Source organism: Riemerella columbina, assembly GCF_030517065.1.
GTDB lineage: Bacteria > Bacteroidota > Bacteroidia > Flavobacteriales > Weeksellaceae > Riemerella > Riemerella columbina_A.
Genome location: NZ_CP103950.1, coordinates 425,100 through 451,155, shown reverse-complemented (window position 1 = coordinate 451,155; position 26,056 = coordinate 425,100). Strand labels below are relative to the sequence as shown.

Genomic DNA, 26,056 nt, shown 5'->3' with positions numbered 1-26,056 from the left:
TAAATTTTAAACTCAAAAAAATTTATAAGAATGAAAGGATTTATTTTTTCTGGGCTGTTCATCAGCTCGTTTTACTTGGCACAGCAAATGCCAGTAGATTCCACAAAAACGAAGGACATCGCGGAGATTAAACTCCTCAAAAGATTGCCCGTTTCTAAAACCATCCTAAGCGTAGACAAGGATTTGAGTCACCGTAATTTAGCCGAAGACCTTCCTGTGTTGCTCAAAAACCAGATGTCGGTTATTTCCTCTTCAGATGCGGGGAATGGCGTGGGCTATACAGGTATGAGAATCCGTGGTACAGCGGGCTCTTCCATCAATGTGATGATGAACGGCGTTCCTTATAACGACTCCGAATCGCAGGGAACTTTCTTTGTAGATGTACCAGATTTGGCAAGTACAGCCTCTCAGATTGTTATTCAGCGTGGTGTGGGGACTTCCTCTAATGGGGTTTCTGCCTTCGGTGCCAGCGTGAATGTGATTTCCAAAGCGCCTGCCGATCAGTTTTATGTTAAAACCGATGACAGCTATGGCTCTTTTAACACCTATAAATATTCTGCCGAGCTCAACTCTGGAAAAATCCTCAACAACCGTGTTGCCGTAATGGGACGATACACTAAAATCCACTCTGATGGCTACCGTGACCGCGCCTCATCAAATTTAGATTCCTATAACATCTCTGCCCTTTTTGAGGGAAAAAACACTAAAATCAGAATGTTGGCATTCGGAGGAAAGGAGAAAACTTACCAAGCGTGGTATGGTATAGATGCTGCTACCCTCGCTACAGACCGCACATTCAACCCTTGTGGTGTTTATGAAACCGCCGATGGAAAAATACATTTCTATGACAACGAAACGGACAACTACCGCCAAAACCATTATCAACTCCTATGGCAGCAGGGGCTTTCGCCGAAGTGGCAGTTAGAAACCACCCTCCACTATACTAAGGGCAAGGGCTATTTTGAAAACTATAAAGCCAACAAAAAGTTCAAAAGTTATCTTTTACCTGACCTCATCGTTAATGGCGCTACCATCACACGCGCAGATTTCATCAGAAAAAAATGGTTAAATAACGATTTCTACGGTGTTGTTTCTACGCTTTATGGTAATCTTGAGCAAGTGGATTTGAACTTTGGACTCGTAGCCAATCAATATTACGGCAGACATTATGGCAATGTTTCTGCGGTGCAGTTTAAAGACATCTACGAACACGAATACTACCGCAACCGCTCGCTAAAAAATGAGATTTCTGGGTTTGCAAAAGCTATTGTTAAACTCAACCAATGGGAACTCTTTGGCGATGTTCAGCTTAGAAACATCACCTATGATACCAAAATTATTTTAGACGGCGATGATGAGGCGATAGAAGTGGACAAAAACTGGCTGTTTTTCAATCCTAAAGCGGGCATCAGTTACAAAATTCCGCATGGAAAAGCCTTTTTCTCGTTTGCGGTTGCCAATAGAGAACCTAACCGAGGCGCGCTCCAAAACAATGCGCAAGCACAAGCGGAACGCCTCTACGACTGGGAACTGGGCTTAGAAAAACAGTGGAACGCCATCGCCTTTACCGCCAATGCCTATTATATGAACTATAAAAATCAGTTGGTTTACTCTGGACTCATCAGCAGCACGGGGGATTTCGTTCTTCAGAATGTGCCTAAAAGCCACCGCTTGGGGTTAGAATTGGGCGTTTCTGCACAGCTAAGTCCTAAGGTGCAACTGACTGCCAACACCACTTTAAGCCAAAATAAAGTGAAGCATTTGGATGCTCAAGATGCCCAAGGACTGCCTATCACGCTCAGCAATACCGACATTGCGCTATCTCCTAATTTCATTGGAAATATCGGTTTGAAATTTCAGCCGTTTCAAAACTTTAGCGTAGGTATTAGCGAGCAGTTTGTAGGGTCGCAGTATTTGGACAACACTCAAAACGAGAAATTCCGCATCAATGATTATGCACTGACAGACCTTAGCGCCCAGTACCGCCTTAACCTTAAAAGAACCGAGGTGGATTTTAACCTTCTCATCAATAATGTGTTTGATAAGAAATACATCAGCAATGGTTATGTGTACAGCACAGATCCGTATTATTTCCCTCAGGCAGGCATCAATTTTATGTTCGGTGTAAGCCTCAAATTTCAATAAATCCATATTCTACTTCAATAGAAAGCCCAGCAAAATACTGGGCTTTTTTGGATTAAAAGGCTCTTTTTTAAAGCCAATTTCTTTAATTAAAAAAACTTCCATTGCCCAGTCTTGTAACGAATCTTATTTTTGTACACTAATTAAGAAATATGAGTGCGCGCTTAGAGGCAGATTTTGTGCAGTTATTGAAGGAACACCAGCGTTTGGTACACAAAGTTTGTAGAATATACACCGACCATCCAGAAGACCACGAGGACTTGTTTCAAGACATCGTGATGCAGTTGTGGCACGCCTATCCTCAGTTTCGTGCAGAGGCTAAATTTTCCACTTGGGCGTACCGCGTAGCACTGAACACCGCTATGACCCTCCATCGTAAAAAGAGCAAGCAACCCCGCATAGATACAGAGAAAGAAATTCACCACCTCTTCTCCAAAGCCGACCAAAACCACGATGAAAACGAGAAAATAGACGCCCTCTACCAAGCCATTCACCTCCTCTCCGATATAGAAAAGGCCCTGATTATGCTCTTTTTAGAAGACCATTCTTACCGAGAAATCGGCAATATCTTAGGCATCTCCGAGGGCAATGCCCGCATAAAAATGATGAGAACGCGCGAGAAGTTAAAACAACTGATAAAACCCTAACATCCTATGGACGAACTGGAATTACTGAAAAAAAACTGGGACAATACCTCAGATTTTAAAACCTATACCGAGCAAGAACTCTTTGGGATGCTGAAGAAGAAATCCATCTCTATCGCCCAGTGGGTGCTCATCATTGGGATTTTAGAAATCTCGGCGTGGCAGATTTTAGACCTCGTATTAGAACATTATACCGACCTGAGCACCCCTGATGATATGCCGTGGTTCATCACCGCTTTGGACCTCTTTGCGGTGGTAATGCCCATTGCATTCATTATTTTGTTACTCTTTTTCAACTTTAAAATCCGCTCCGAAGAGAACGCCAAAAAACTGATGCAGCGCATTCTCCTCACCCGAAAAATCGTGGAGTGGTACATTCGGATTTTCCTTTGGCAGACCGCCATTTCCTTTATTATCGCCTATGGTTACCTCGGTTACAATGTCTTATTCGATGGCACCCAAAGTTTCTGGATTAAACTATTGGTGTTCAGCGCTCTAACCCTTTTCACCCTCGCTTTGGCTGGGCTATTCCTTTACATTCTAAGGTATCTTTACCAAAAATTACTCTACGGCAAGCTTCTCAAACAGCTGAAAGCCAACTATGACGAGCTCAACCATTTAGAAGAATAACACCACCGCGGCGGGCTACTCTCGATCTTGGCGCGCCAACTTTTTCTCCACCCAAATGGTAGCAAATGGGAAGAATGCCGATAGCAAGGCGAAGACAAAATCCTCATCATCCCAATGAAAAATCCGCCGTGCAGGGATACAGAGCAACAGATAGAGGGTGAAAAACAAGCCGTGGATATTCCCAATAATAATGATGAACACCGTAGGCAGCACGCCCTCGCTATCGTAGCGCTTCCACACCATCGCGATGCCATAGAGGAGGAAGCAAGAAATAGCCTCTGCAATGCAAACTTGCTTAAACCAACGGATGATTTTCTCGGTTGGATATCGGTTAAAAAAGGCTTCTATTCTGTTCATTATTCTAAGGTAAAACTGAAATTATTGATAAAAACTACTGCCATCTAAATAGGCAAATACCTCTGGCGGCAGCATAGGGCGTACATTTTTATGTGCCTTAATCATCTGCCGAATCTCCGTTGCCGAAAGCTCTATCACGGGCGCCGACACTTGGTGGATGTTCGGATGCTGGGCATAAGGATAATCCGCACTATTGCCATCAAACAGCCTTGGATAAACGATAATCTGGTGTTCACTGACCAATTTTTCTGCATTTTTCCACTTGTGGAGGTGTGCCAAATTGTCCTCGCCCATAATCAGGCTGAAATGATAATCAGGATATTTTTCGTGCAGATACGCCAGCGTGTCTATGGTATAACTGGGCTGTGGCAGGGCAAACTCTATATTAGAAGCCCGCATTTTAGGATAATGCTGAATAGCGAGCTCCACCATCTCTAACCGATTATGGTCTGCCAGTAGAGATTTCTTTTCCTTAAACGGATTCTGTGGGCTTACCACCAGCCAAAGCTCATCCATATCGGTATGCTCAAGGATGTAGTTGGCTAAAATCAAATGCCCGATATGGATTGGGTTAAACGACCCAAAAAACAAGCCTATTTTCTTCATAGTATCTCTTTAATTATCGATGAATACGACATCTTTCACATTAAGGTAGTAGGTCACATTACCCTTCCAATGGTTCTCCTCTAAGGTAAATGCCATATTGAATTTCTTATGTTTAAAATCTTCCAGATATTGTCCCATTTTAAAACCTACACACTCTATATTTCGCCCTGTGGCTGGGTTATGGATGTGGAATTTCACATGGCTGCCATCTTTCCCCATAGACTTGATGTGCCCCACCACTTCCTGCCGTTCCAAAACCAAAATAGGCTTCATATTATGTGGACCAAAAGGCGCCAATTTACGATGAAATTGAAAGAAATCTCGGTTCAGATTTTCTACATCAATCACCGTATCTATGGTGATGGAAGGGCTCTTCTGATGCTCTTGGATGCGTGCCGCCACAACTGCCTCAAAGCGTTGTTTAAACAACTCCAACTTCTCTTTTTCCATAGAAAGCCCTGCCGCAGCGGGGTGTCCTCCAAATTTCAAAAACAAATCCGAGCACTCCTCCAGCGCTTGGTGCACATCAAAATCTGACACAGAGCGCGCAGAAGCCACAATCTCGCCAGCATTGCCATCGGTAAACACCACAGTGGGCTTATAATAAACTTCGGTCAACCGAGAAGCCACAATGCCAATCACGCCTTTATTCCAATCCGAGCCGTAGACCACCGTGGTGGCGTTATCCTCTTGGTGGGTGTCTACCACTTGCTGGAGCGCTGCCGTTGTAGAGCTGAGGTCCATCTCTCGACGGTCGTTATTCAGGCTGATGATGTTTTCCACAATCTCTGTGGCGTGTTTTAAATCTTCAGAAACCATCAGCTCCACCGCTGCCTTGCCGTGCGAAATTCGCCCTGCCGCATTGATTTTAGGGGCAATCTCAAACACGATATTAGAAATGTTAAAAGTGGACAATTTCTCTTTCGGGATGAGGAGCCTTAGCCCAATATTTCTGGTTTTGCGGAGGTGTTTTAAACCTAATTTTGCCAGCAAGCGGTTTTCGCCTTTCATAGAAACAATATCCGCCGCGATGGAAATCGCTAATAAATCGGTCAGTTCAAATAGTTCCGCTTCAGGGATTTTATAAATGGTGTTGAGCCCTTGGCAGAGCTTGAAGCCCACGCCACAGCCCGAAAGTTCCTTAAAAGGATAGCGACAATCTTGGCGTTTGGGGTCTAATACTGCCACAGCTTTGGGGATTTCATCGCCAGGCAAATGGTGATCACAGATGATAAAATCAATGCCTAAACTTTGGGCATAATCCACTTTATCAATCGCCTTAATGCCACAATCCAAAGCAATGATGAGCGACACGCCGTTGGCTTTTGCGTAGTCTATACCTTCTTTAGAAATGCCGTAGCCCTCGCCGTTGCGGTCTGGGATGTAGAAATCCAAATACTTCTTCCCTACAATTTTAGAAAGGTAACGGTACATTAGAGAAACTGCCGTGGTGCCGTCTACATCATAATCGCCGTAGACCAATATATTTTCGCCATTTTCTATGGCTGTAGCAATCCGCTCCACCGCCTTCTGCATATCTGCCATAAGAAACGGATTGTGCATATCTTCTAACTTGGGTTTAAAAAACTCTCGGGCTTTAGGATAATCATCAATCCCTCTAAGCACCAGTATTTTAGACTCCAAAGAGCCATAGCCTATGGAGGATATGAGCCCATCTACTACCTCTTCATCGGGTTCTGTTTTAAAAATCCACTTCTGATTCATAACGAACAAAGGTAATGAAAAAAATAAACGCCCCCAACCCCACCCTTAAAAAACTTGGAAACTTTTTTTGTTTTTTAGTTTTTTTAGTTGTAATTTTGTCGCCGAATTATGAATGACAATACCGCATTTTTAGAAAAAGTATCTGAGCTCTTTTGGGAAAATGGTGCCAAAACCCTCACAATGGACGAGGTCGCCAAGGCATTTTCTATCTCTAAAAAAACACTCTACCAACATTATAAAAACAAGGAAGCCCTATTGGTGGAAGTCCTTATGTTTCGCTTGAAAAAACTTGTGGTGATGCTGAAAGCTGAGGAACAAAAACACCTCAACCCTATCCAACGGATGTTCCTACGGAAATCGGAAATGGAAACCATCTCCAAAAATAACAAAACACTATTCATCAGACAACTCATCAAGTATTACCCCAACATCTACAACCACCATTTGGCGGAAGTGAACCGTGCGGTGTCCGAGATTTTGCTTTCCAACATTGAAAAAGGGCGCGCCGAGGGGCTGTATAGACCAGATTTTGAGGCGAGAATCTACATCAAATATTTATTAGAACTGATGTTCGCCTATGACCGTTCTGCCTTGTTTGAAGACGAGCAAGACATCGGTAGAGAAGCCTATTGCCAAGGTGTGGTAGATTTTTACCTCAACGCCATTGTAACGCCCGCTGGCAAAGCCATCATCAACGAATTGAAACTTAAAAATAACAACATATAAACCCATGAATAAACATTTTAAAATTTTAGGGCTTTTCGCCTTATTGTTCCAAACGGGGCTCTATGCGCAGAACGCCAAGACGCTCACGCTCCCCGAGGCGATAGACTACGCCATAGAGCACAAAGCCGATGCCGAGAAAGCAAGGCTCAACATCCGAAAAGGCGATGCCGAAATTGCGGAAGTGAAAGCCAACGCCTTACCCAAAATCACGGTGAATAGCACCACCAACTACAATCCGCTACTCCAGCAAAATGTTTTGCCAGGCGAAATGTTTGGGCTCCCTGGGCAGAATGTTAAAGTCTCTTTTGGGCAAAAGTGGCAGAGCACCAATATGGTGCAGTTGCAGCAAATCCTCTTCAATCAGTCGGTGTTCACAGGGCTGAAGGCGGCAAAATCTACCAAAGAGTTTTACCTCATCAATGCCCAACTGACCGAGGAACAAATCATCGAAAAGGTGGCAGATGCGTATTACCAAGTTTATCAAGCGCAACAGATGCTCAAAAACCTTAAAGATAATTTGGACATTGCAGAGCAAACCATCAAAATCATCAAAGGGCTGTATGATGCAGGCTTAGCCAAAAAGATAGATTACGACAGAACTTTGGTATCCGTGAATAACTTGAAAGCCAACCAACAACAGCTCATCAACGCTGTACAGTTGAGTGAAAACGCCCTAAAATTTATGATTGGAATGCCTATGGAGCAAGAGATTAGCCTACCAGAAGGCACCTTTGAACCTTCTATTTTGGTGGCGGATAATGCGCCTGATTTCTCCGAAAGAACCGAGCTCAAACTCCTCAACAAACAGGTGGAGCTCCTCAATTGGAAGAAAAAAGCCTCCGAGGCAGAGTATTACCCAACGGCAACGCTTTTAGCCAACTATAGTTGGTTAGGGCAAGGGGCAAAATTCCCATTCTGGCACGGAGAAAAGGACAAAGTTTATTGGTCGGATATGGCGACCGTGGGGCTGAACATCAGCATTCCGATTTTCAACGGCTTCTCTACCAAATCCAAAGTGGAACAAGATAAAATAGAAATAGAAAAAGCCCAAGCCAACCTTAAAGAAACCGAATTGGGGCTCAGCTTAGCCTATCACAACGCCGCTACACAACTGCAAAACGGCTTGATTACCATTAAAAATCAAGAAAATAATGTGCAATTGGCAGAAGAAGTGATGGACAACACCCGCTCTAATTACCAATACGGACTGGCAACGCTGAACGATATTTTGGATGCAGAACGCGATTTAGCCGACGCCAAAAACAACCTTACAAAATCTAAATTAGACTATAAACTTGCCGAGATAGAACTCCTTAAATCTCAAGGCAAACTCAGAACTTTAAACCAGAAATAAAACGATAGATAATAGAACAGATATGAATAAGAAAACTTTATTAAGCATAATCGCGGTAGTGGCTGTAGCCGTAGGTTTCTACTTTATTTTACAAAGAAACAAAGCCAATAACCAAGAGAAGGTGGACATTGTAGCCCAATCCAATAGCGGCAATGGCGCCGTAACCGTGAGAGCTGTACCCGTGAAGAAAGAGTACATCGGCGGAGATTTTAGTGTGAACGGGACTTTCCTTCCGAATAAAAAAGCCGACATCGCTGCGGAAATGGGCGGTCAGCTGGTGGCGCTCTATGTGAAAGAAGGCAGCTATGTGCGTGCAGGACAAGTGATTGCCAAACTAAAAGGCGACAAACTCAATGTGAATGCCAGCAATGCGCAAGCCAACTTAGACCAAGCCCTCTCTGCTCTTAGCCGCTACGAAGCCGCTTATAAAACAGGTGGGGTTACTGCTTTGCAATTAGACCAAGCACGCCTACAAGTGAAAAACGCCCGTGCCCAAGTGCAATCGGCAAATTTACAATCTGGCGATACCAATGTGGTGTCTAAAATCAGTGGGATTGTCAACAAAAAAATGGTGGAACTCGGGAGCGTGATTGGCGCTGGAACTCCGATTGTGGAAGTGGTGGACATCTCTGCCCTTAAACTCAAAGTAGAGGTAGATGAAGCCTTAGTAACACAACTTGCCGTGGGCAACACCGTGCAGATTAAACCAAGCGTGTCTGATGCTACTATTGATGGGAAAATCACTTTCATCGCTCCTGCCTCTAATGGTGCGTTGAAATTCCCAGTAGAAATTACCATTAACAATGCTGGCAGCCACCTCAAAGCTGGAATGTACGCCACAGCCATCTTCAAAACCAGTGGTGCTGGCGATGTGCTAACTTTACCGAGAGAAGCCTTTGTAGGTGGGGTTAGCGATAATTTAGTCTTTGTAGTGAAAGACAATGTAGCCCACCTGACCAAAATCCAAAGTGGTGCCAACTATGGCGACAAAGTGGTAGTAACTGGCGGCCTCAACGCTGGCGATATGGTGGTAACCAGTGGACAAATCAACCTTTCTGATAAAACCAAAGTAAAAGTGTTGAAATAAGCCAACCGCCTTTTTTATAACTCTGAATTTTTTAAAAAACATTATGAAATTAGCAGAAGTATCCATAAAAAGACCCAGCCTTGTGATTGTGATGTTGGCATTGCTCATCATCGGGGGGTTATTCAGCTACAAACAGCTGAGCTATGAGCTGGTACCGAAATTTGAAGTCAAAGTAGTTACCATCTCCACTGTATATCCTGGGGCATCGCCATCGGAGGTAGAGAATACGGTTTCCAAGAAAATAGAAGATGCCGTGTCTTCATTAGAAGGGATTAAAAAACTACAATCCAAATCTTATGAAAACCTGTCGGTGGTTATCGTGCAGTTTAACGAAGGGGTAGATACCGACTACGCCCTGAACGATGCCCAGCGGAAAATCAACGCTATTCGTTCGGATTTGCCAGAAGATGCCAAAGAGCCTTCACTTTCTAAATTCTCCCTCTCAGACCTGCCTATCGTGAGTATGGGGGTAACAGCGAATTTAACCGAAAGCGAACTCTATGACCTTATTGACCAAAAAATTCAACCTGAATTTTCCCGTATCCCTGGGGTGGCACAAGTGAACATCGTAGGGGGACAGGAGCGAGAAATCCGCATCAACTTAGACCAAGCCAAATTAGAAGGTTATGGGCTTACCATTCCACAGATGGTGCAGATCATCTCGGCTTCTAATATGGATTTCCCAACGGGGAACCTCCGCACGCGTACCAACTCTACTTTGATTAGACTTTCAGGGAAAATCACTTCCGTACAACAGCTGAGAGATTTGACCATCGCCTCCAAAGATGGCATCAACATTAAACTTTCTGATGTGGCAGAGGTGCAAGATACCCAAAAGCAAGTGGAAAAAATTGCGAGAATTGACCAGAAAAATACCCTCCTCCTCCAAGTGCAAAAGCAAACCGATGCCAATGCCGTAACGGTGAGTGAGCTGGTACAGAAGAAAATCAAAAGCATAGAGGAGCAATACAAAACCCAAAATGTAAAAGTAGACTTAGCGAATGACACCTCTGTATTTACCCTAAATGCTGCAGATTCCGTAATGCATGACTTGCTGATTGCGGTGGCATTGGTAGCCTTCGTGATGCTCTTCTTCCTCCACAGTTTGCGGAATGCCGTGATTGTGATGGTATCTATCCCAACTTCCCTAATTGCCACTTTTATCGGTATGGCGCTGTTTGGCTTCTCATTAAACTTGATGAGTTTGCTCGCCCTCTCGTTGGTGGTGGGTATCTTGGTAGATGATGCCATTGTGGTGATAGAAAACATCCACCGCCATATGGAAATGGGGAAAAATAAAGTGCGCGCCGCCTATGATGGTTCTAAGGAAATCGGCTTTACTGTAACGGCTATTACCTTGGTCATCGTGGTGGTATTCTTACCGATTGCATTGAGCTCTGGCTTGGTGTCCAACATCATTCGCCAGTTCTGTGTTACCGTAGTTATCGCGACCTTGCTTTCCCTCTTGGTATCCTTTACCGTGGTGCCTTGGCTGTTTTCCAGATACGGAAAATTGGAGCTCATCAGCAAGACCTCTTTCTTTGGAAAAATCATTTATAAATTTGAAGATGGACTCACGCAGTTCACACATTTTATGACGGATTTACTTAAATGGTGCCTAGGGCATAAAATCCTTACTTTCCTGGTTACATTTATCTTATTTGTTAGCTCTATAGCTTTACTCGTAGGTGGGTATATAGGATCAGACTTCTTCCCCTAAAACAGACAAAGGAGAGTTTTTAGTACAAATAGAAATGCCCAAAGATGTATCCATAGAGCAAACTAACTGGATGACGCAGAAGGCAGAGCAGTATCTTGCTAAAAACCCTAATGTAGAAACTCTCATTACTACCGTAGGGCAGTCTAGTAGTGGTATGGGGGCATCTCAGTCTACAGCCTACAAATCTGAAATTAATGTAAAACTTATAGACAAATCTAAAAGAGAAGACCCTAGTGAAATCTTTGCCGCCAAAATCAAAAGAGAACTAGAAAAAGTACTCGTAGGAGCAAAGGTAACCACTGTACCTATGGGGCTTATGGGAGCAGAGGAGGCCCCCCTCCAAATGGTGATCACTGGTAACAGTTTAGAAGAAGCAATGGACTACGCCAAAAAAAGCGGAAGCCAAACTCAAAACCATAGAGGGTGCCAACGAGATTAAACTCAGTGTGGAAGAAGGTAACCCTGAAATTTCCGTTTCCGTAGATCGTGATAGAATGACGGCGCTTGGACTCAATGTGGCTGTGGTAGGGCAAACCCTAAGAACGGCATTTAGTGGAGACACCGATAATAAATTCCGTACAGGGAACAATGAGTATGATATTAACATCATCTTAGATGAAGCCAACCGCAGCAGCATTGATAATGTGCGAAACATCACTTTCATCAATAACCAAGGGCAGAAAATCCAACTTTCTCAATTTGCGACAGTGGATTTCTCTTCGGGACCTGCGTTATTAGAGCGTTATGACCGTTCGCCATCGGTTACAGTACAAGCTCAAACCATTGGTAAAACCACTGGTGGCGTGGCTCAGGAATGGGTAAAAGCTTTAGAATCTGTGGAAAAACCAGCCAGCGTAAAATGGGTTTGGGGCGGTGATATGGAGGACCAAAGCGAAGGTTTTGGTACTTTGGGATACGCCCTCTTGGCAGCCATTATGCTCGTATATATGATTATGGTAATCCTCTATGATGATTTTGTTAAACCATTCATCGTGCTATTCTCTATACCATTATCATTCATCGGTGCACTATGGGCACTAGCCCTCACCAACCAAAGTTTAAACATCTTTACCATTCTTGGTGTGATTATGCTCATTGGGCTCGTAGCAAAAAATGCAATCCTTTTGGTAGATTTTGCTAACCATAGACTAGAACATGGTGAAACCATCACAAATGCCCTAATACAAGCCAACCATGCAAGGCTAAGACCTATCCTAATGACCACTATCGCCATGGTATTTGGTATGCTCCCTATCGCTATGGCATCAGGTGCCGCTTCGGAGATGAATAACGGACTTGCCATCGTCATTATCGGGGGGCTACTCTCCTCTCTATTCCTTACCCTAGTTATTGTGCCAGTAGTGTACTATATCATCGTAAGAATAGAACAAAAATTCTCCAAACACGAGAAAAAAGATTACGACGCTCTAATGGTAGCAGACTACACCCACCTCCACCCAGAAGATGAAATGGAGTTTTAAAAATTCTTTTTAATGGATTGATAAAAAGCTGCCCACAGGGGCAGCTTTTTTTGTAATGGATAGTTGGGGATTTTAAAAAGGAAAAATTCCCCTCTTTAAAAAGAGGGGGAACCGCAGGGCGGGGTGTTTTGTCTGAAGGGTATTTAAATTACCACAGTTGCTAATCTGTGAATTTTTTCCACCCCGCCTTTCAGGCCCCCCCTCCAGAGGAGGGGAATATTCACTATGCTGAGACACTTGATGTGAAAAATAACCTTTCTGCCTCAACAAACATCGTATAAAAACCAACCGCCGCTTGATCACTTCACAAATTTTTCAATCGTTCAACCCTGAATACGCCCCTCTATTTTCATTAAAAAAAGGGTAATGGGTGGTCTTCTCTATTATTGAGGAAAATTTTTTATATTTTTTTTAACACTGACAATCAGCAACTTAATAGATTTTAATAAAAATAATCATTACTTTGTATTGCAAGATAATAATATTTTTACATATCTTTGCAACAGAAATTAATAACCAAAACCAATAAAAACTAATAACCAAAATCTAAAAGAGCCGAAAGACCACTTCAAAAGCTAATAACCAACTTCATTTCGGCTCTTTTTTATTAAAAACTAAACTAAAAAAGTAAAATACCATGAAAAAACTAAGCATTCTCCTCGGAACTTTAGCCTTCGGCTTCACTTTTGCCCAAGAGCAAAAAACAGACACCACGAAAACTAAAAAAATAGAAGAGGTGGTGATTACCCAAAAGTACATTCAACAGAAAGCCGACCGTTTGGTTTATCAAGTATCGGCATCGCCAGTGGCTAAGGGCAACACCGCGATTGATGTTCTCAAAAAAACGCCAACCATTTCTACAACCGATGGTAAGGAATTCAAAATTTTAGGCTCTACCCCCGCCGTTATTTACATCAACGGAAGAAAAGCCAATATGAGCCAAGAGGCACTGTCTCAATTGTTAAAAAATACGCCTTCGGAAAGCATTTTAAAAATAGAAGTGATTGCAACACCTGGTAGTGAATACGCTGTGGAAGGGAATGTAGGCATCATCAACATTGAGCTAAAACGCAGCAAAACAGACCTCTTCAACGGTACGCTAAAAATGGAGAATACGCAAGATTATTATAATAATACGGCTACCAGCCTTAGCCTTAACTACCGTAAAAATAAGCTTGGGCTTAGTGCCAGTGCGGGTTATCAGAAAAACACCAATCATCTGAAAGCATTATTAGATAATGGCAACGCAACCTACAAAACTTCTTCTGAATCTCTGTTTGATAATCCAAGTGAGAAGTCTAACTTTAACCTCATTGCCGACTATGAACTGACTGATAAAAGCCATCTTAATTTTAATTTTTATACCTCGCAGTCGTGGGAGAAAGAGAGTAAAGACCACACCATCAATTATGACTATGTTCACGGCGCCCTGCAGTCCATCAGGCTGACCAAAGGTTTAGGGAACGATAAAGAGCGAAACTATTCTACCTCGCTTTACTATGATTTAAAAACCGATCAACAGGGGAGTTTGCTCAAGCTCAATGTGGCGTACCTCAACTATCATCAACATTTGGAGAAGAATAGTGATTTCTACACCATTGACCAAAATACGCAGGAGGAGCTTCTGAGCCACAGCCTAAGGCAGACCACACCGCAAGCCATCCACAACATATCCAGCAAAGCGGACTATATTTGGAAAATGAAAGATGAAAGCCAGTTGGCATTCGGGGGTTATTTCTCTAACACGAAAACGGATAATGACGCCCTCTACGAAGAGGCTGCCGCACAGCAAGCTTTCATCAAAAATGATGGGTTGAGCAACCATTTTATCTATACCGAAAATATTGGAGCGCTCTATGCCAATTATAGCCGAAATTTTGGCAACCAGCTTTCTACCAAAATAGGGCTTCGCTACGAAACCACCGCCACCAAAGGCGATATAGAGGGCAAAGATGATCCTTATTATCACTTTACCCAAAGGTACAACAACTGGTTACCGTTTGTGAATGTAGCGTATCAAATCAATGACAACCATTCTTTGAGTTACTCTTTTTCCAGCCGTGTGCGCCGCCCTTCGTTTTGGGAAATTAACCCTGTAAGAACCTACACCAGCGAGACCAACTTTATACAGAACAACCCTTTTATGAAAGCCACTACCAGCTATAATCAACGGTTGATGTATATGTTCAGAAATGCTTATTTCTTTAATTTAGGTCATAGCATCAGAAATAATTCTAACACGCAGATCCCACTGCAAAGACAGGTGAATAACAAAACGGAAATCCGCTACATCAGAACCAATTATGGTGATGAGAATGTTCTTACGGCGAGTATAGGAATGCAAAAAGCCTTCTTCAACAATAGATGGATGAACAGCCTAACCCTTACGGGGATTCATAAAAAATTCTCTGGGCAAGTGGATACCGACCCTATTTCTCAAGAAAAGTTTGAACCTTATGTGGTGAGTAGAACTTCCAACTTTTGGGTGCTGAGTATTGATAACCAAGTGGCGCTGAATTCAAGTAAAAACCTGTGGTTAGATGTTGATTACTTCTGGGTTTCTCCTCAAGATATAGAATTAGGTCGGTTAAAAGCCATACAAAATTTAAGTTTGGCATTGAGAAAAAATTGGAACAACTGGACTTTTAAAGTCGCTGCTAATGATATTTTCAGCACCAACTCTAACATCAATATTACGAATGAGCAAGCCAATGGTTATTATAACAATGTTCAACAATATACTTATGAACGCGAATTCTCGGTGTCTATTACTTACAACTTCGGAAATAAAAAGCTGAAAAAAGTAAAAGAGGTGGAGAGTGCCAATAGCGACATCCAAAGCCGCACAGGAAAAGAAAAATAAAACCTCCCTCCCTTAATACAAAAAAAACTTCTCTTAGCGTTATAAGAGAAGTTTTTTATTGGTCTATGGTTGGTGCTAATCTCTCACCAGTGGCATTGTGGAGCATCTGAGTAAGCCACCCATTTTAGAAATTTCTCGGTAAGGAATTTCCTCCACGGTAAGCCCCCACTCTTCTCTTAGGTGCTTGTTCATCCGCGTGAAAGCTTGGTCCGAAACCACCACTTCTGGCGAAATAGAGAAAATGTTCGGGTTCATTGCAAACATCTCTTCCGCAGTGACCTCAAAACAGTTGTCTTTGCCAAAAATATCCCGAATGAGTTCGTAATCTTTCTCTTCCACAAAGCCATCTTTGTAAATAATACACTTGTCCTTGCCCACAGGGTTAAAGGTGCAATCTAAGTGCAAAATACCCTCGTAAGGAACTTTGTCGTTTTTCTTTAAATCAAACTCTAAAATTCTTTTCTTCGGGAAATATTCTTTGAGGATGTCTATGGCGTACTCGTTGGTTCGTGCGGTTTTAAAGTTTCTGTAATCCTCACTAAAACAAGTGCCTATGAATAGGAAATCATTCCAGACAATAACATCTCCGCCCTCTATATGAGCGGTTTCTGGGAGGTTGATGATCTTCCGCCATTCCAATTGTTCAAAGATTTTGCTGTATGCCTCTTGCTCATCGGCGCGGTCTGGGATAAGGTTAGAAAGCACCATTTTATCCTCCACCACAAAGGCAACATCCCTCGCAAATACTTGGTTATAATCTTGGATGACCTCTGGGCGAAAAACCTTGACATCGTATTTTTTGAGTACCGCTTCAAAGGCGTTCATCTCCGAAATAATGTCGGCTTCCACAGGATAAATATCATTCTGAATGGAGTGGTAGGATTTGGCATCATAGCTTTCTTCCAATGTGGGTGCAGCGCCGTTAGACTGCGGCTGCCCCAAAACTACCGACCTTAGCCTGCCTGTTTCGTTTTGTATGTTCAGTTTCATTTGTTGTTAAAATTTTAATCTTGATAAGCGTGTTTCTTTATTACTAAAAAGTTCTCCCCATTGGTTTGGAAAGAACTTTTTAATCTGCATACCCTTAGATTATCTTTCGTTCATTGGTACATAATCTCTCTTGGTAGCGCCTTGGTATACTTGACGAGGTCTTCCGATAGGGTCCCCCATTAAGCGCATTTCTTTCCATTGAGAAATCCATCCTGGGAGTCTTCCTAAGGCGAACATCACGGTAAACATTTCGGTAGGGATGCCTAATGCTCTGTAGATGATGCCAGAATAGAAGTCTACATTTGGATATAATTTTTTGCTTACGAAGTAATCGTCTTCTAAGGCTACTTTTTCTAACTGCATCGCGATGTCTAATGTTTTATCGTGGATGCCGAGTTTGTTTAGAATATCATCTGCTGCTTTTTTGATGATTCTGGCTCTTGGGTCAAAGTTTTTATAAACTCTGTGTCCGAAGCCCATTAAGCGGAAGTTGTCTTCTTTATCTTTGGCTTTTTTCACATATTTTTCTACATCGCCGCCATCTTTTTCGATGAGTTCTAACATTTCAATCACGGCTTGGTTAGCGCCCCCGTGGAGTGGTCCCCAAAGTGCTGAAACCCCCGCAGAAATAGATGCGAAAAGTCCTGTGTGTGCAGAGCCTACCATTCTTACGGTGGAGGTAGAACAGTTTTGCTCGTGGTCTGCGTGGAGGATTAAGAGTTTGTCCAAAGCATCTACCACTACTGGATCCATTTCAAAATCTTGGTTTGGCATACGGAAGCACATTTTGTAGAAGTTCTCTACATAGTTGAGCTTGTTATCGCCGTGGTTGATGGGTAGCCCTTGTTTTTTTCTGTAAGTCCAAGCGGCTAAGTGTGCAAATTTAGCGATGAGCATTTCTGCGGCGTGGTCTAAATCTTCTTTGGATTTAACATCTACCGATTTAGGGTTGAAGGCTGTCAAGGCAGAAGTCAGCGAAGAGAGAACGCCCATAGGGTGCGCAGAACGAGGGAAGGCATCAATGAGTTTCTTCATTTCCTCTGCTACCCAATTGTATTCTTTAATGTTGTTTTCAAATTGTTTGAACTGCTCTTCTGTTGGCAACTCTCCGTGAAGCAATAGATACATCACTTCTGTAAAGTTGGATTTTTCTGCGATCTGCTCTATGGGATAACCTCTATAAAACAATTCGCCTTTGTCTCCATCAAGGAAAGTGATCTCACTGATGGTGGCTCCTGTGTTTTTATAGCCTTTGTCTAAGGTGATTAAGCCTGTTTCGTTTCTTAATTTGGAAATATCTATACCTCTATCTCCTAAGGTGCTGTCTACGATAGGATATTCATACTCTTTTCCATCGTATTTCAAAAATACTTTATTATCTGACATAATTGGATGTGTTTTTTAAGGGTTAGAAAAAATTCGCGATAAAGGTACAAAAAAAATAGCATTAACTACAAACGATTAGTGCTATTGATGGTTTCTATAATGGTTTTATTTTTATGGTCGGGATTTTAATTTGGGGTGAGGTGATGGCTCATTATTGTCAAAAAATTTACTCATTGGGGTGCTATCATATTGTTTTGGTAAGCAAGATTTGGTTTTATGGTTGCCAGAATATAAATTATGACGGTTATAATATTGTTTTGGTTTGGTAAAATATATTTTGTTCTTGATATAATATTGTTTTGGTTTGATAAAATATGTTTTGTTCTTGCTATAATATTGTATGAGTTTGGTAAAATATATTTTTGGTTTGCTTTAATTGTTTTTTCTAATGTAAAAATATCAAAGCATCTTAACGGTATGCTGGGTTAGGATGCTTTGATATGGAGTTAGATGGGTTTAATTGAAATATGGGTTGTTCTCATATTAGGAATAGGAGGTGAATTTAATGTTTGATATGGTTGTGTATTCTGAGGAGGTGGCTCCATAGACGCTTTTAACATATTTTTTGACATTTTGGGCTATGGTGTAGAGTCCTGTTCCGTCTCCATAGAGTATTTGGTTTCTTTCTATCATTTTTTTGTTGAGTTCTGCTTCGGTTTGGTCAACGGCTTGGGTGGCGCTCATTAATGAGGTTTTGTAGGTGTTGAGGTTTTCTATTTTCAGGTCGTCTTCGTTTGGGTTATAGGCGGGGATTGTTGCTAATAGTTGTAGTAGTATACCGAAGTTTTCGGCTTGCTGGGTGTAGGATTGTCTGGATGTGGAGGCTGTTTTTGGTGTTTCTTTGCCTTCTTCTGTGGGTTGTGTTTCTTTCTTTTGTCCGCCCTGAATGAGGCGGTTTAAGGATTTTGCTCTGTCTATTGTTCCCTGCTGTAGTCCTAAAATGGCTAAGTGGTTCATGATTTTTGTGCAGGTGGGTTTTAGGTTTTCAAAGGCGGATTGGCGCTGTGCTATTGCGTTTTTGTTGGCGTTCCGTTTTTCTTCTACTTCGTTGAGTTTTGTGGCTGCGCTGGTGTAAAGGGTTTGCAGGTTGTCTACTTTTAAATTGTCTACTGGTGGGTTGTACTGGGTGTAGACTTTTACTTGTTCTGTAAGTTTTTGTAGGTTGGCTACATTTTTGGCGTGCCCTGTTTCGCTCACGGAGTTTTTGTTTGGTTTTGGGTTTTGTGGATTGTTCATAATATATTGTTTTTTGGGTTATTATACTGCGAATATAATAAAAGCAGATGAAAAATCATCTGCTTTAGGGTTTTATTTTTTAATGAGTGTTTGCTCTACGAGCATTTGTCCATCTTTTATTATTTTAACAAAGTAGCTTCCTGTGGGGAGGTTGGAGAGGCTGAAGTCTTTGCCTGTTTTTTGAATTATGGTGTTCCCTAAGCTGTTGACTACTGTGATATGGTAGGTGCTGCTGAGGGTGCTTTGGGTTAGGTTATGGTCTCCTGGGGTTTGTTTAGGGCACATTGGATCTATTATTCTGATAACGGTGTACTGGTCATTTTGAATTTTTGATACGGTGTAGGTGTAATCACACATACCAGGAGGGGGTGGAGTTATAGTGGTAGCATAGGTAGTGCTGCCACATTTATTTTTAGCGTTTACTTCTAAATCTAAATGCCAGTTGTACCCACGCCCATTTGCAAAGTAAGTATAGCCTGTTCTTATGGCTCCTGTGTCTTTTCTTTTCCAAGTAACATCTGCTGGTGTTAAGCCTTGGTCTTCTAAGGTAGCTTCTTTGTTTAGGGATTTTATATTCTGGACGACATAGTTGGTGTTGCCTTCTTCTGGTTTTGTGTGTATTTGTGGTTTGCCGATCCAGATTTTTTGGGTTATTTTTTGTCCGTTAGTGAAGTTTACATCAACATACCCCAACCCATTTTGTTTTCCTTTAATTTGTACTGTATTTTCTGTATTGCTACCAATAATCTGTAGATTTGGAGAGGTACTCCATGTAAATCTGCTAGGTAAGCTACATGAGTCTGTTGTATTTATGGATACTTGTGTAGTTTCGTTTGCACAAAGTATTTTTTGTGTAGTGGATAATGTAATGTTGGACAAATTAAGATAGGGGGCTTGGTTATTACCTTCTATTTCTTTCATAAGCCAGTTGACTAGTTCATTTGATACCGATACATGCTCCTCGTTTGTTTCTGCGGCAAAATAGGCATCAAAAGGGATTTCTCTATTGCAGAGTAGATTTCTATTGATGTCTGCATTCCAATCAAAATTTGGGTTTTTAAAGGCTAAAGAACTTACTGTGGGGATGAATGCATGATTGGGTCTGTACCCTCTCCACTCTACTCTTTTTAAACTGCTTCTTAATACAGGGTCAAATTCATCTTTTAAAATTCCTTGGGTGTTGAATGTTCCCCCTTGTACTACATCCATAGCGCCTCTGGGGTTAGGGTTGTCCGTCCACCGTCTTACATTAATAATGTTTATCCCACAAGTAAAAGTCATTCCTGTAAGTGGAACGCGACATTTCACTATTTTTGTAAATTTGCCTTCAAAATTAAGTGCAGAAGTATTAGAGGCTGGCAAAGCGTTGTCAACTAAAACTACTGCTTTTAATTTAAATGGTCCAAAGCCTGCCATTTCTAATAGTGTTTGCGCTTCTGAATTTGTTTTTTGCCCTGTGGTAGTTCCGTTGGCAATGGCTATATTCCTTGTCTGTGTGGGAAATCCATTTGAACCTGGTATGCCATTGTTGGTTAGGTTTTGTAAAAATTGTTTACGAAAAGGATGATTGTTGTTTCTTCCTGAATTACTTGAAAGAGAGGTGGGATTAGGATAGCCATCAAGCTGCTCAATAAGCATCTGCCGTGCAGCTGGAGAGAAGAAGTTTTCTCTAAATTTATTAGCTGCTTGTTCTGAGCCTCCTATGGTTCCGAAGAAGAATAAATTGGTCTGTGCTGAAAGTGGAATGTTAGCCCCATGGTGAGGGCTATCAAAACTTACCCATAGCCTTGTATTGTGGGGAATATTATTTTTCTCCATATAGGCTAAGGCATATCTAGAAATAAGCCCTCCCATACTGGGACCTATTAGTATAATTTTTTCTGAACTCCCGTTTTGTTTTAGTTTATCATTTTCTCTTTTAAGAAGCTCTACTACTGCCATCGCATTTCGTTCTATAAAATCTGCGCCATTAGGGAAATTGACCAGAGTAACATCAAAGCCTTTGTTTTGAAGTTTGGTAATGAGGTTTCTTTTATTTGATTCATTCTTTATATCATTAACATAATAATTCATTTGATCATAGAGTTCATCTAATTTTCTACCATCTCCGGGGTCATATCCATCTAAGATAATCACAGGCTTTCTAAGTTGGGGTTGTTTTGAAAAAAATCCTAAACTTCCATTAGTTCCAGGTGTATATCCTGAGTTAGATATTCTATTGTAATAGGTTCTGTACTCTAATGTTCCAGATTTGGCAACAGACTCATTATAGCCTCTAAATGGTGTGGTTTGTGTGATCCCCCTATTCCCTATAAAATCTTCTGCCTCAGCATAAAGTCTGCTATTGGTACTGGCAGCCACGCGCTTATCTTCAAGTTTTACCTCTATACTTTTATGAAATGTTCTGCTGGTTCCGTCTGCAAATTTTAATTTGAAAGAGAGATTTTTGCTGCCCCCAGAGGTATAATTTACCACCAATTTTTGAGCTTGGGCTACAGAGAGTTGTGAGTTGAGGTTTAAATTCCGTATTACCCCGTCACCTAAGTTTAGTTCTATACTTTCAATAGGCGGTAGTGTAGGGTCTTGTGCTATGGTATTGCTGGTAAGTATATAGTTTACCTGAGGGCTTGTAATCTCTGACACTAAGGGGCTTACTAAACAGATCTGAGCTTCTTTAAATGGATTTTTACCTGGTACATTTCTAAAATAGCCTTCCTCAAAAACCAAGTTTGGATCTTCATCTGTACCAAAATCAATGTAGTTGTATTTTAGATTAATCACCCCTATCTGTACTTGATTGTTTTGTAAACTGTTTATAGCATATTCTTGAAGATGATCAGGAGAAACAAAATTAGGCTGATAACTGGCGCGGTACATCTCGCTCCACGACTGGAGAAAATAATCGTAGGAGATACTACTTGGCACCGATGTATTTAGGTCTGAAAAAGAAAATACCCGGTCATAGAGAATAGGTGTAGTCATTTGGTTTTTATCTACATACATCATAAGACTGTCCATCTTTTGTGTATAAGTTTTTTCTTGAGCAAACAGTATGATGCTAAGAAAAAGGGCTGAAAATTTTAAAATTGTTTTCATATTTTTACTTATTAAGAGTTGCTACATTAATATCAAATCTTCCATCGGTAATTTGGATTTTTTCTGATGGATTGTCTTCATTGTAAAGCGTTGCTGAAAAAGTTCCTGAAACTATCGGATAATCATATCTGGTAATGGTAATTAAACCCGAATGGTCTGATGAAAGATATTTTTTATTATCTATTTCATAGAACATTTGAGAAAGCGTTTGGGATGTCCCTGTGCCATTACCATTCGATTGATTTATAGTGAAGTTTCCTGTTTTGTTTTGACTCTGTACATATATATACATTCGCCTTTTTTCTTCAACATTATACAAGCGTATATAATAGCCTGGATTATAATTATTAATGTTAATGTATAATCCATAAACCGTAGGGATTGCAGAAACTCCATTTCTAGGGATTAGTACCTTTCCATTCACTAAACACCCTGCGGTATTAGCTCCGTTTTGGGTAATAGGAGGAAGTTGATTTTGAGGATCTTCCGAGGTTCGTTCTTTGCAAGTAGTAAGCAAGAGACCTACTAACAAGGCTGAAAATAAATGTTTCATAATTTTATTGATTTTATGGGTTTGTGTTTTAAATGGTTGAGTTCTCATCTTGATCTAATTTAGTTGTTAAAGTTAATCAAATTTTTTGTCAAATCTTCCTTCGGTAATATGTACGACATTCCCATCCTCATCAACCGCATCAAACTCAAAAGTTCCTGATATAATTTCATTAGGAATATCTAATCTTGTGATTTTTATTTTACCTGTATAGTCTGGAGATTTAGTATAATAAGCTGGTCCAATAACAGAATGTTGCACATAAAATGCCCCTCCTATATTTTCACCCAAGGGACTATTTATAGGTATAGTGTATTCTTTATTTAATTCTAATTTAATTTTCTTAATTCCCATTTTTATATAACTTTTATTGGATACATTTTTAAACTCTACCCCTATCTTAAAGGTTCCATCACTATAAATTTCCGCTCCAGTTGCACCAACATAAAATCCTCTAGTGCTACTTTTTTTACTCGCTACCCAAACCTTTCCATTCACTAAGCACCCTGCGGTGTTCGCTCCAGACTGGGTGGCTGGTGGTAGGATATTAGGGTCGGGCTCTTTTTCTCTGCAAGTAGTAAGCGAAAGACCTACTAACAAGGCTAAAAATAAATGTTTCATAATTTTATTGATTTTATGGGTTTGTGTTTTAAATGGTTGAGTTCTCATCTTGATCTAATTTAGTTGTTAAAGTTTTATATCAAATCTACCATCTGTTATGACAATAACTTTTTCAGGGAACCTTATCCCTCTTAATTTCCCACTAAATGTACCCGAAGCAATACCTCCCTGAGTAACTTTTGTAAAAATGATCTCGCATTTATAGTTATTATCCGTTCTATAACCATTATCCCTGTATCCAATAAGAAGATTGTTTGAAGGAAAGTCTTTATTGGCAATATCCGTCGTATCTCCGACAATGTATTTTTTGTTGAGCTCTAACCTTTTGTCTGATCTTAAAAAAAGATCAAAGCGCCCTTTATTTACATCGTTCTTTATAGAGCCCATATACAATTTAATTCTAAAAGATTTACCGTCCATTGATGGCTGATAAAAAGACTCTTCTGGAGAGAAATTGTCTTTTTTACTCCTCGCAAAAACAAGTACCTTTCCATTCACTAAACACCCTGCGGTGTTCGCTCCAGACTGGGTGGCTGGTGGTAGGATATTAGGGTCGGGCTCTCTTTCTCTGCAAGTAGTAAGCGAAAAACCTACTAACAAGGCTAAAAATAAATGTTTCATAATTTTATTGATTTTATGGGTTTGTGTTTTAAATGGTTGAGTTCTCATGGTCATAGTGTTCGTTTTGTCATCTTTAAGTTTTACATCAATAATCCATTTAAGTTTTTCAAAAAATCAAATAAGAACTATTATTTTATCAAAACTTTTGGATAAAGATACAATAAAAAATGAATTAGCCTCCATTTAAGCAAAAAAAATAGCATCTATCTTTTGGGATAAATGCTATTGCTGTATTGTTTGTATCGTAAAGGTTTAACTATCTCTTCACTTTAAAGGCGTCCATTCCTGGGAAAATAGCGGTTTCGCCTAAGGCTTCTTCTATTCTGAGGAGTTGGTTGTATTTCGCCATTCTATCTGAACGAGAGGCTGAACCTGTTTTTATCTGTCCGCAGTTCATCGCTACGGCAAGGTCTGCAATGGTGGAGTCCTCAGTTTCGCCCGAACGGTGGGACATTACCGAAGTGTATTTGTTGTGCTGCGCCATCTGTACTGCTGCCATCGTTTCGGATAAGGAGCCAATTTGGTTCACTTTAACTAAAATAGAGTTCGCCACGCCTTCTTTTATCCCTCTGGAAAGGCGTTCTACATTGGTTACGAATAAATCATCACCCACCAATTGTACTCTATCACCTATTTTGTCGGTTAGCATTTTCCAACCTTCCCAGTCGTCTTCGTGCATACCGTCTTCAATGGAGATGATTGGGTATTTCTGCGTTAATTCTGCTAAGTAAGAAACTTGCTCTTCACGGCTTCTGTGTGCACCTTTGTCGCCTTCAAATTTTCTATAATCGTAGGTGCCATCGGTATAAAATTCTGATGAAGCGCAGTCTAATGCCAACATCACATCATCGCCAGGTTTGTAGCCTGCTTTTTCAATGGCTTGGAGTAGGGTGTCCAGCGCATCTTCCGTTCCGTTGAAAGTTGGTGCAAAACCACCCTCATCTCCTACGGCTGTGGAAAGTCCTCTGCCTTTTAATATGGACTTAAGGTTGTGGAAAATTTCGGTTCCTTTTCTCAATGCGTGGGAGAACGAGTCTGCTTTTACTGGCATAATCATAAACTCTTGGAATGCGATAGGGGCATCGGAATGGGAACCTCCATTGATGACATTCATCATCGGCACCGGTAGAGTGTTGGCATTCACGCCACCTACATATTTATAAAGCGGAAGTCTGAGCTCTGTAGCTGCTGCCTTAGCTGCTGCCAAAGATACGCCGAGAATGGCATTGGCGCCTAATTTGCCTTTGTTGGGCGTGCCATCTAAGTCAATCATAATCTGATCGATAAGGTTTTGCTCATACACTGGCAAGCCGATGAGCTCTGGAGCGATGATTTCTCTTACATTTTCTACGGCTTTGGTAACGCCTTTGCCGAGATAATCGGTGCCGCCGTCCCTTAGTTCTACCGCTTCGTGCTCTCCTGTAGATGCCCCCGAAGGTACGGCAGCTCTACCCATAGCACCACTTTCAGTAAATACATCTACTTCTACAGTAGGATTACCACGCGAGTCTAAAATCTGTCTCGCCTCAATGTAAGAAATGTAACTCATTTTTTAATATTTTATCGTTTTTATCCCACAAATTTAGGGAATTATATTGAAAGTAACGCGCTTATTGTAGGTGATTTTTGTTGGGTATCCTCGCTTTTTTATTGGAGGGATAAAACAAGCCCGCTCGGCACCAAAGGTGCCGAGCGGGCTATCTTTAATAAAAAGTAGTGAGACTACTCTTCTGTTTTCTCCTCTGTAGATTCTTCTACTGTTGTAGTTTCTGCTACAGGTGTTTCTTCTTTTTTAGAAGTTGACTTTCTACGGCTTCTTCTTGTTGTTTTCTTTTCAGCCTCGTTAGGGTTGTAAAGTTCGTTGAAGTCAACCAACTCTATCATTGCCATATCCGCAGCATCACCTAATCTGAATCCAGTTTTGATAATTCTGCAGTAGCCACCATTTCTCTCTGCGATTTTTGGGGCTATTGTTCTGAAAAGCTCGCTTACAGCGTATTTGTTTTGCAAGTAAGAAAATACCACTCTTCTGTTGTGTGTTGTATCTTCTTTCGCTTTGGTAAGAAGCGGCTCTATGTACATTCTAAGGGCTTTGGCCTTAGCTACTGTAGTATTGATTCTTTTATGTTCAATTAGGGAACACGCCATATTAGAAAGCATCGCTTTTCTGTGAGGTGCTGTTCTACCTAAGTGATTAAATTTTTTTCCGTGTCTCATTTTT

The 26,056-nt window shown here is 41.1% G+C and carries 19 protein-coding genes and 1 pseudogene; 8 read left to right on the top strand and 12 right to left on the bottom strand.

Annotation, left to right across the window (positions count from 1 at the left end; all coding sequences use genetic code 11):
- Positions 1 to 30: 30 nt before the first annotated feature.
- The 3 genes from NYR17_RS02115 to NYR17_RS02105 all read left to right on the top strand — a co-directional run bounded on the left by NYR17_RS02115 (position 31) and on the right by NYR17_RS02105 (position 3,416).
- Positions 31 to 2,145 (top strand): TonB-dependent receptor, encoded by a 2,115-nt coding sequence (locus NYR17_RS02115; protein ID WP_302506068.1) that lies wholly within the window; start codon positions 31 to 33, stop codon positions 2,143 to 2,145.
- A 149-nt stretch (positions 2,146 to 2,294) separates the two neighbouring features.
- Positions 2,295 to 2,789 (top strand): RNA polymerase sigma factor, encoded by a 495-nt coding sequence (locus NYR17_RS02110; protein WP_302506066.1) that lies wholly within the window; start codon positions 2,295 to 2,297, stop codon positions 2,787 to 2,789.
- A gap of 6 nt (positions 2,790 to 2,795) precedes the next feature.
- On the top strand, positions 2,796 to 3,416 hold the full coding sequence (locus NYR17_RS02105; protein ID WP_302506064.1) for a hypothetical protein: 621 nt from the start codon (positions 2,796 to 2,798) through the stop codon (positions 3,414 to 3,416).
- Between the two features lie 15 nt (positions 3,417 to 3,431).
- Here the strand turns inward: NYR17_RS02105 and NYR17_RS02100 are convergent, their stop codons facing one another.
- Genes NYR17_RS02100 through recJ form a run of 3 tightly spaced genes read right to left on the bottom strand, consistent with a single transcriptional unit; the run spans position 3,432 to position 6,104 of the window.
- The gene (locus NYR17_RS02100) at positions 3,432 to 3,773 is read right to left on the bottom strand and encodes a DUF3817 domain-containing protein (protein ID WP_302506063.1); all 342 of its coding nucleotides are present in this window, start codon (positions 3,771 to 3,773) and stop codon (positions 3,432 to 3,434) included.
- Between the two features lie 21 nt (positions 3,774 to 3,794).
- Positions 3,795 to 4,379: a nicotinate (nicotinamide) nucleotide adenylyltransferase gene (gene nadD / locus NYR17_RS02095; RefSeq protein WP_302506062.1), complete on the bottom strand. Its 585-nt coding sequence runs from the start codon at positions 4,377 to 4,379 to the stop codon at positions 3,795 to 3,797.
- Positions 4,380 to 4,388: 9 nt separating this feature from the next.
- Entirely contained in the window at positions 4,389 to 6,104 is a 1,716-nt protein-coding gene (gene recJ / locus NYR17_RS02090; RefSeq protein WP_302506061.1) for a single-stranded-DNA-specific exonuclease RecJ, read from the bottom strand.
- A 108-nt stretch (positions 6,105 to 6,212) separates the two neighbouring features.
- Between recJ and NYR17_RS02085 the strand changes: the two genes are divergently transcribed.
- The 5 genes and pseudogenes from NYR17_RS02085 (at position 6,213) to NYR17_RS02065 (ending at position 15,335) form a co-directional block, all read left to right on the top strand.
- Positions 6,213 to 6,830: a TetR/AcrR family transcriptional regulator gene (locus NYR17_RS02085; RefSeq protein WP_302506059.1), complete on the top strand. Its 618-nt coding sequence runs from the start codon at positions 6,213 to 6,215 to the stop codon at positions 6,828 to 6,830.
- 4 nt (positions 6,831 to 6,834) lie between these two features.
- Positions 6,835 to 8,184 (top strand): TolC family protein, encoded by a 1,350-nt coding sequence (locus tag NYR17_RS02080; RefSeq protein WP_302506058.1) that lies wholly within the window; start codon positions 6,835 to 6,837, stop codon positions 8,182 to 8,184.
- Between the two features lie 22 nt (positions 8,185 to 8,206).
- Positions 8,207 to 9,271, top strand: a complete 1,065-nt coding sequence (locus NYR17_RS02075; RefSeq protein ID WP_302506057.1) for an efflux RND transporter periplasmic adaptor subunit — start codon at positions 8,207 to 8,209, stop codon at positions 9,269 to 9,271.
- Positions 9,272 to 9,314: 43 nt separating this feature from the next.
- Positions 9,315 to 12,472, top strand: a pseudogene (locus NYR17_RS02070) (efflux RND transporter permease subunit).
- Between the two features lie 637 nt (positions 12,473 to 13,109).
- Entirely contained in the window at positions 13,110 to 15,335 is a 2,226-nt protein-coding gene (locus tag NYR17_RS02065) for an outer membrane beta-barrel family protein (protein WP_302506056.1), read from the top strand.
- A 75-nt stretch (positions 15,336 to 15,410) separates the two neighbouring features.
- Here NYR17_RS02065 and NYR17_RS02060 read toward each other — a convergent pair whose 3' ends face one another.
- From NYR17_RS02060 to rplQ, 9 genes are all read right to left on the bottom strand, one after another.
- Positions 15,411 to 16,325 (bottom strand): dimethylarginine dimethylaminohydrolase family protein, encoded by a 915-nt coding sequence (locus NYR17_RS02060; RefSeq protein ID WP_302506055.1) that lies wholly within the window; start codon positions 16,323 to 16,325, stop codon positions 15,411 to 15,413.
- A gap of 99 nt (positions 16,326 to 16,424) precedes the next feature.
- Positions 16,425 to 17,711, bottom strand: coding sequence for a citrate synthase (locus tag NYR17_RS02055; RefSeq protein WP_302506054.1), 1,287 nt, complete (start codon positions 17,709 to 17,711; stop codon positions 16,425 to 16,427).
- A gap of 483 nt (positions 17,712 to 18,194) precedes the next feature.
- Positions 18,195 to 18,947, bottom strand: a complete 753-nt coding sequence (locus NYR17_RS02050; RefSeq protein WP_302506053.1) for a hypothetical protein — start codon at positions 18,945 to 18,947, stop codon at positions 18,195 to 18,197.
- A 72-nt stretch (positions 18,948 to 19,019) separates the two neighbouring features.
- Positions 19,020 to 22,043 carry an alpha/beta hydrolase gene (locus tag NYR17_RS02045; RefSeq protein ID WP_302506052.1) on the bottom strand — a complete coding sequence of 1,008 codons (3,024 nt, stop codon included), beginning with the start codon at positions 22,041 to 22,043 and terminating at the stop codon, positions 19,020 to 19,022.
- A 4-nt stretch (positions 22,044 to 22,047) separates the two neighbouring features.
- Positions 22,048 to 22,644, bottom strand: a complete 597-nt coding sequence (locus tag NYR17_RS02040; protein ID WP_302506050.1) for a hypothetical protein — start codon at positions 22,642 to 22,644, stop codon at positions 22,048 to 22,050.
- A gap of 24 nt (positions 22,645 to 22,668) precedes the next feature.
- Positions 22,669 to 23,262: a DUF6252 family protein gene (locus NYR17_RS02035; RefSeq protein WP_302506049.1), complete on the bottom strand. Its 594-nt coding sequence runs from the start codon at positions 23,260 to 23,262 to the stop codon at positions 22,669 to 22,671.
- Between the two features lie 18 nt (positions 23,263 to 23,280).
- Positions 23,281 to 23,835 (bottom strand): hypothetical protein, encoded by a 555-nt coding sequence (locus tag NYR17_RS02030; protein ID WP_302506048.1) that lies wholly within the window; start codon positions 23,833 to 23,835, stop codon positions 23,281 to 23,283.
- 256 nt (positions 23,836 to 24,091) lie between these two features.
- Positions 24,092 to 25,384, bottom strand: a complete 1,293-nt coding sequence (gene eno / locus NYR17_RS02025) for a phosphopyruvate hydratase (RefSeq protein WP_302506047.1) — start codon at positions 25,382 to 25,384, stop codon at positions 24,092 to 24,094.
- A 173-nt stretch (positions 25,385 to 25,557) separates the two neighbouring features.
- Positions 25,558 to 26,052 carry a 50S ribosomal protein L17 gene (gene rplQ / locus NYR17_RS02020; RefSeq protein ID WP_302506046.1) on the bottom strand — a complete coding sequence of 165 codons (495 nt, stop codon included), beginning with the start codon at positions 26,050 to 26,052 and terminating at the stop codon, positions 25,558 to 25,560.
- Positions 26,053 to 26,056 lie beyond the last annotated feature (4 nt).